Origin of the sequence: Pedobacter chinensis (assembly GCF_003339865.1) — a bacterium.
Classification (GTDB): Bacteria; Bacteroidota; Bacteroidia; order Sphingobacteriales; family Sphingobacteriaceae; genus Pedobacter; species Pedobacter chinensis.
On the sequence record NZ_QPKV01000008.1, the window covers coordinates 213,752 to 220,912 of the forward strand.

The 7,161-nt window shown below is 43.4% G+C and carries 5 protein-coding genes; 4 read left to right on the forward strand and 1 reads right to left on the reverse strand.

The window, feature by feature from the left end; genetic code table 11:
* Positions 1–33 precede the first annotated feature (33 nt).
* Positions 34–1,020: a helix-turn-helix domain-containing protein gene (locus DU508_RS18695; RefSeq protein WP_115404284.1), complete on the reverse strand. Its 987-nt coding sequence runs from the start codon at positions 1,018–1,020 to the stop codon at positions 34–36.
* 211 nt (positions 1,021–1,231) lie between these two features.
* Here DU508_RS18695 and DU508_RS18700 point away from each other — a divergent pair, with 211 nt between their 5' ends.
* The 4 genes from DU508_RS18700 to DU508_RS18715 all read left to right on the forward strand — a co-directional run bounded on the left by DU508_RS18700 (position 1,232) and on the right by DU508_RS18715 (position 7,018).
* Positions 1,232–3,622, forward strand: coding sequence for a TonB-dependent receptor (locus DU508_RS18700; RefSeq protein ID WP_115404285.1), 2,391 nt, complete (start codon positions 1,232–1,234; stop codon positions 3,620–3,622).
* Between the two features lie 23 nt (positions 3,623–3,645).
* Positions 3,646–4,899, forward strand: coding sequence for a DUF4374 domain-containing protein (locus DU508_RS18705; protein WP_115404286.1), 1,254 nt, complete (start codon positions 3,646–3,648; stop codon positions 4,897–4,899).
* 71 nt (positions 4,900–4,970) lie between these two features.
* Positions 4,971–6,536 (forward strand): ankyrin repeat domain-containing protein, encoded by a 1,566-nt coding sequence (locus tag DU508_RS18710; protein ID WP_115404287.1) that lies wholly within the window; start codon positions 4,971–4,973, stop codon positions 6,534–6,536.
* Between the two features lie 5 nt (positions 6,537–6,541).
* Positions 6,542–7,018, forward strand: a complete 477-nt coding sequence (locus tag DU508_RS18715; RefSeq protein ID WP_115404288.1) for a DUF2271 domain-containing protein — start codon at positions 6,542–6,544, stop codon at positions 7,016–7,018.
* Positions 7,019–7,161 lie beyond the last annotated feature (143 nt).

Genomic DNA, 7,161 nt, shown 5'->3' on the forward strand with positions numbered 1-7,161 from the left:
AACAGCAGCCAGAACAAAAAAAATCTGACACATTTAAATAAAAACCGGCTGATCATGCGAACCTTTTGTTAAATCACATTGTTTCATAACCTGTTTTGGGGTTTTGCCATGATGTTTTTTGAATGTCTCGATGAAATGTGATACGCTCTTATAACCAATTTTTTCTGAAACCTCTGTCACCGACAGGGACTGATTTAACATCCGCTGTGCTTCCTTCATTCTTATCTTGGTCACAAAATTATGAATGGTGGTACCAAACCCCAATTTAAAATAAAGTTTCAATTTAAACTCATTTAACGACACGATTCTTGCCAACTGTTTTATAGTGGGAGGCTTGACAAACTCGGATGTCAAAAATGCTTTTGCAGCGAGCAATTTCTCCTTGATTTCAAAAGGAATCCCATCATCATTCATTTTTGATCCGGACTGTGCGTATAACTTAAAGAAAAACTCCTTCAACTTGAGCTCAAAAAAAGGTCGTTGATAAATGCCCTGATAACTGCTTTCACTCAAATCATTCAACAATACGTTAATGGAACCATCGAGACGAAACGTGTTGTTCTCTCTCTCAAGAAATGCCTTATGATCCCATCGCTCATTTTTTAATAGTTCCAAAATGTATGTACCGGAAAAAACAAGTGAAATACGTCGAAATTCACATCCTGCAGGAAGTCTGGTTTCCACATCTCCCGGGGATTGGTAAGCTTTCGTGATCTCACCTGGAAGATGAAAGCCATTCCCTTGCCCGTTGTGACCGAAATTCAAATCAGAAATGAGCGTAATTAAAAAATGATTGCCAGCGACAGAAAACACTATTTCGTTACCGTTAATGGAAGTGTAACGCTCATCAATGAAACAGAGCCCGGGCATGTAAATCAACTTGCAAGTGGCCTTAAAGTCGTTCCCGGTATTAACGTTAATCAACTTGGTTTCGATGTCTGCGTCCAAATTGAAACCCTCATCCAAATCCAGTTTATAAAGCATGGTTTGGGTACTTCCGTCGCGAGCGCAAATCATCATGGGATCATCTATTTATAATTAATCTAAATAATTACCGCAAATGTATTGTTGCCCCATCGGCTGATAAAGGACTTCGTCGATACATTTCAAGACTTCGTCGATTATCTTCCAGGAATCCCATTTACGGCATTTTTAATCCCTATTTCGATAACAATATCACTCTGCTCCGTTTTACATTTGCCACAATTTAAAACGAGTCTAAATAAACTTTATGAAGTTTTTCTTTACTACGGTCATCATTTTCTGCCTTTGCCCTGCCATCACATTTGCACAAAAATCAGGCACTCTACAGGGCAGGGTTTCTGATGTCAACGGTAATCCATTGTCCGGCTTGACATTACAGATCAGTAACACAAATCACAAAACACAATCAGACACAGGTGGTCGGTACAGGTTCGAGATACAAGCCGGAAAGTACCAGCTTATCTGTAGCGGCATAGGGTATGAAATATCAGTCAGGGAAATCGAAATCCATCCGGCACAAAGGATGACCCATGATTTCAGGATGAAAAGCTTGGATCAGGAACTTCAGACCGTACAGATAAACGGCAAAACCGCAATCCAGGAAGTAAGGGAAACGCCTTTTAATGTGGTGGCGTTGGATGCCAGGGCTTCCTATAACACCACCCTGGACCTTGCCCATTTACTCAATAAATCATCAGGCGTGAGGATCAGGGAAACTGGCGGCGTAGGCTCTGATGTGGCTATCTCCTTAAATGGATTTACCGGTCGGCATGTGAAAGTATTTATCGACGGTCTGCCGATGCAGGGATTTGGTTCGGCGTTCCAGCTCAACAACATCCCGGCCACCATGGCCGAACGCATAGAGGTCTATAAAGGAGTGGTTCCTATAGAATTCGGTGCTGATGCCTTAGGTGGTGTCATCAACATAGTGACCAACCAGAGTGCCAATACCTATGTGGATGCGTCCTATTCATATGGATCCTTTAACAGCCACCGAACGAACATCAATTTGAACCACACGACCAAAAGCGGATTGTCTGTTCAGCTCAGTGGGATCTATAATTTTTCAGACAACAATTACCCTGTTTATGGCAGAATCTTCGATCTGGACAGAAATTTACTCCCCCTGGAGACCCAAAAGGTAAGGCGATTTAATGACAAATACGAAAATATCAGTTTCGTAGGTAAAATTGGATTTGTGGGCAAGGCGTGGGCCGACAGGTTCTTCATTGGGTTGACCGCAGGCAAGGTCGACAAGGGCATTCAGAATGCAAACAATCTTTTTACCGTGTTTGGCGAACGTTCCAGCCATAGTAACATGCTTGCGCCCACCCTCTCATATGACAAAAGAAACCTTTTCACAAAAAGATTGAGCGTGCGCCTTAATGCCAACTATAACTATAATTCCAATACAAACATTGATACGGCATCGCGCATCTACAACTGGCTGGGGCAGTCGCGTCCAAATCGTGGACGGGGAGAAGCAGTCGGAACGAGCTCAATGACCGAGTTTTCGAACCGAAATGGTTCAGCTAATGCCAACGTGAGCTATAGCCTTGATGAAAAACACTCGTTATCCATGAACGATGTATACACCCACTTTATAAGAATGCCGTCATCGTCCCTTACCGCCGAAGAACTTGACGAAACCGATCTGATGCGGCGTATGAACATTAAAAATGTACTGGGAATTTCGTATCGCTACCGTCATAGCAGGAACTGGAACGTTAATTTATTTGGAAAGCAATATCATACCAAAGCCATAGGGCCGGAGAATATTTCAACCAGTAACACAGGCACCAGCTATGTGGAGCGTACAGAAAGTTTCCCGGCATGGGGCTATGGTATGGCGACCACCTATTTTCTGAAGGACATGCAATTCAAATTTTCCGCTGAAAAAGCTGTGCGCCTGCCCACGGAACAGGAACTTTTTGGCGATGAGCTCTTTGAATTCGGCAACTTGTCGCTAAAGCCAGAAACATCCTACAATCTCAATTTAGGCTTTTTAATGAATAAGGCGCTTAGTGAAGATCATGCCCTATATCTGGATGTGAACACATATTACCGGCAAATTGAGGATTACATTATGCGGAACATCGAACAACGTTTCGGCACAGGGTTTAACACCAATCATGGCAGGGCCAGAAATATGGGTATTGATGGCGAACTGCGTTACTATTACAAAGATAAGATCATGCTTGGCGCAACTGCAACCTATATGGATTTGCGCGACAAAGAAAAATTCCGTTCAGCTACCGGAACGGCCATCAGTTATACCTATGATGGGAGGTTTCCCAATGTTCCTTATTGCTTTGGGAACATCGATGCCGCCTATTACCTACATAACCTTGGACACAAGGGAAACACCCTTAACCTCGGGTATGCCCTAAACTTCGTTGGCGAGTTTTTCCTGAAGCCCGAATCATTCGGCTCGTCCGAAAAGGCGACGCTTCCGCAACAGGTCTATCATGACCTGATCGCCACCTACATTATGGAGAATGGCCGGTACAACATTACCCTTGAAGCTAAGGACTTTACCAACGTTCGTCTGTTCGACAATTTCGGCATGGAAAAGCCCGCTAGAGTATTTAACGTAAAGGTCAGGTATTTCTTTATGAACAGAGCTAACAAAAAATAATCAACAATAATTATAAAAACATCATGAAAATTAAAAATGTACTTAGAATGACATCGTGGATGCTGGGAGCGGTTTTAATCGCTGCCACTGGCTGTAAAAAAGACAAGTCCGGAGAAAATGAGGAACCCACTCTTGGTGGCAAATTTTTTATAGCTGCATCGATCAGCAGTGCGGGCGGTAGCGGGGCCACAGGGCAGGGAACAACCTATGCGTTGTCTGTGGATAACATGGAGGAGGGCGAAACCTCTATAATTGGCAATGGAATTGAAATACCCAATACCTATACGCATTTCGCTTATAATGGTACCAACACCGTATTCGCTCTGCTCTACGGGCAGGGCAACAGCTATTTGGCAACAGGTTTTGAATTAGATGCCACAAGCAAGCTTAAACGCACCGGGGCTGATGTTGTCTTTCCCAATCAGTTTGCCACCGTAGGTGCAGTGGGCAATTATATTGTAACTTCAAGAAGCAGCCGAACATTGTCGAACGGCAAGCTGGGGGCGGTGTTCTATTTCATTGATTATAATAACAACAATGCAACTACCGAGAAATTCATGGAAACAGAAAACTTTCAGGGCACGGGTCTGGAGGCACAGTTCGTTGGTATTGAGGATGCTGGCAATAACGAGTTTTTGACTGGCGTGACATTGACAAACGGAGACCCAAACAAAGTTTATGTGGCAAAACTGGACGTCAACCTGAACGTGAAGGCATTCTATCAGGACGACCGTTTAAGCTACTCTGCGGGTCAGAGACAAGGTGCCCGTTATTCACAAATGGGAAATGCCGACAATGGCGACACTTATGTTTTCTCTGGCTCCTACAGTGCGGCAACCACGAAACATGCAGGTGCCCTAGTAATAAAAAAAGGAGCAAATGGGTTTGATCCCACTTACTACTTCGATATTGAAGCTGTTGCCGGTTATCGTTTCAAGAGAGTATTCCATTTGACCGAAGACTACTTTTTCCTTGAGTTTTATAATACTGCTGGAGCACCGGCAACCGCAGGTGCCGCATCTCAATATGCGATCGTACGCATGTCAACCAAAGAGTTTAAATGGATATCCGGTTTCCCTGCCAAGGAAGAGATCACAGCCACAAGCTGGCCTTATGCCAATCCGCTTACAGGAAAGTGCTATGTCGGCGTGACAACCGCAAATGCAGACCCTGTGGTTTATGTGGTTGATCCAAAGACATTCAGTGCAAAAAAAGGCATGGTCGTGAGAGGTGCTACGGGTATATCCGGGCTCGGTTATCTAAGCCCACAAAAGTAATCCGCACAAAAGAAAACCACTTGACAGTTTCAAAGAACTTGTCTTTAATTATGTAGCTGACAATATCAAAAATGAAAAAAATATTACTTGTTGCTTTTGCAATGGCTTCATTAAGCTTACATGCACAGCAAAACAAACCGCTTTTAGACAGGGCTTTCTGGGAAGGAAAACCAAATGTAGCTACTGTGAAAGCAGAGCTTGATAAAGGTTTTGATTTTAAGGAGATCAAGGGCGCTACCGATCCGCTTTTTATGGCGATCAATAATGACGCACCGGACGAGACCATTAAGTACCTGATCGATCAGCCTGGCGTGGATTTGGCAGGCTTAACCGTTGAGGGCCGAATATATCTGCATATCGCTGCTAATAAGGGCAATGCAGAGATCACTGATTATTTATTGAAAAAAGGCTCTGACATGTATTTTCTGGATGCCAATGGCCACACGGCGCTCACATTTGCTGCCGGACAGGGAACATTAAACGTTGCTGTTATTGATGCATTTTTGAAAAACGGTCTTGATATCAACAGAAAATACCAGGCCAAAGACGGAGCCAACATTCTATTACTTGCAGTTTCGACCGACAAGGATTTGACAATCACGGATTATCTTATCTCTAAGGGTCTGTCCATTAATTCAACAGATGATCAGGGCAATACTGCTTTTAACTACGCTGCAAGAATTGGTCATGTCGGCTTAATGAAATCACTGCTTCAAAAGGGTGCGAAATACAATGAAAATGCGCTGTTAATGGCATCTCAAGGAACTTATCGCAGCGCGAATAAAATTGATGTGTATCAATATTTGGTCGAGGATTTGAAAATGAACCCGAAAATCATGAACAAGGCCGGACAAAATGTTCTTCATTTCATTACCAAAAAACAAAATCAGGCCGATGTGGTAAAATACTTTGCCAGCAAAGGTGTGGATGTGAACAAAGCTGATCAGGATGGAAACACACCGTTCATCAATGCCGCATCAGGCAAAAGTTTTGAAGTGGTGGAAACATTGTTTCCTTTGGTAAAAAACATAAATGCCGTTAACAAGAAAGGAGAATCTGCACTGGTTGGGGCCGTAAAATCCGGCTTAGGCGCAACAGTTTCACTTTTATTGTCAAAAGGTGCAGATGTAAATGTTAAGGATGCAGATGGAAATGACCTCGCCTACCTGCTCATCCAATCTTATAGCGCCGGAGGTGGCCGGGGTGGACGTGGCGGCTTTGGTGGGGGCCGGCCTGGTGGCGGGAGCGGTTTCGGAACAGGCACATCCGATGCAAATGCATCTCCGCAGGACGATTTCGGAAATAAAATGAAAGCACTTCAGGCTAAGGGAGTAAATTTGACTGCTCCGCAAAAAGATGGCAGTACTTTGTATCATCTGGCCGCTGCCAAGAATGATGTTGTTCTGTTCAAAAAGTTGGCTGATCTTAAAATCGACATCAATGCAAAAAACAAACAAGGCGAAACGGCTTTGTTCAAGGCAGCTTTGGTCGCCAAAGATGATTCGGTGCTTAGATACCTTCTGTCCATCGGTGCCAAAAAAGAGATGGCCAATGAATTCGGGGAAACCGCTTATTCAATGGCAAAGGACAATGAATCCTTGTCAAGAAACAATGTATCAGTGGACTTTCTAAAATAGTTGACATGTCGTACATATCATCTTTCCTTACCTTTGCCTTATCCATGCTCGCTTTGTTTTCCTCAGCTCAGACAACCAGGTACAAATGCCTGATTCAAATGTCAAACTATATGGGGGAAGGTGCGTACATAGCCATTTCGCTGATCAATCCACAGGGCGATTATGAAAAAACCATGTATGTGCTCGGAGCCGATAAAAAATGGTACAGCAGTTTAAAAGAATGGCACAAGTTCAACACAAAAAAACCTGCCAACATCAACGCCATCACAGGAGCATCGGTTACAGGTGGCGAACGCACTAACCTGACCATAGAGTTAGAGGATGCCAAAATCAATAAAGGTTTTAAACTTCGCTTTGAATCGGCAGTTGAAGACCAGAAATATCAGCCAAAGGATGTCGAGGTACCTTTAACCACCGAGGCATTAAATGCCAAAACCGATGGTAAGGGTTTTATTCGATTTGTGAGATTTGCTAAAATGTAGGGTTTGACAGGTCAAGAGGCTTTGTAAAATAAACTGTGTCAATCTAAAATAATGCTTCTCAAAAAAATCAATTCAAATCTAATATCATTCTATCAGGAAACCAAATGGCAAGTTTCTGAGCAGTTGTAGCCCAATTGCTCAGC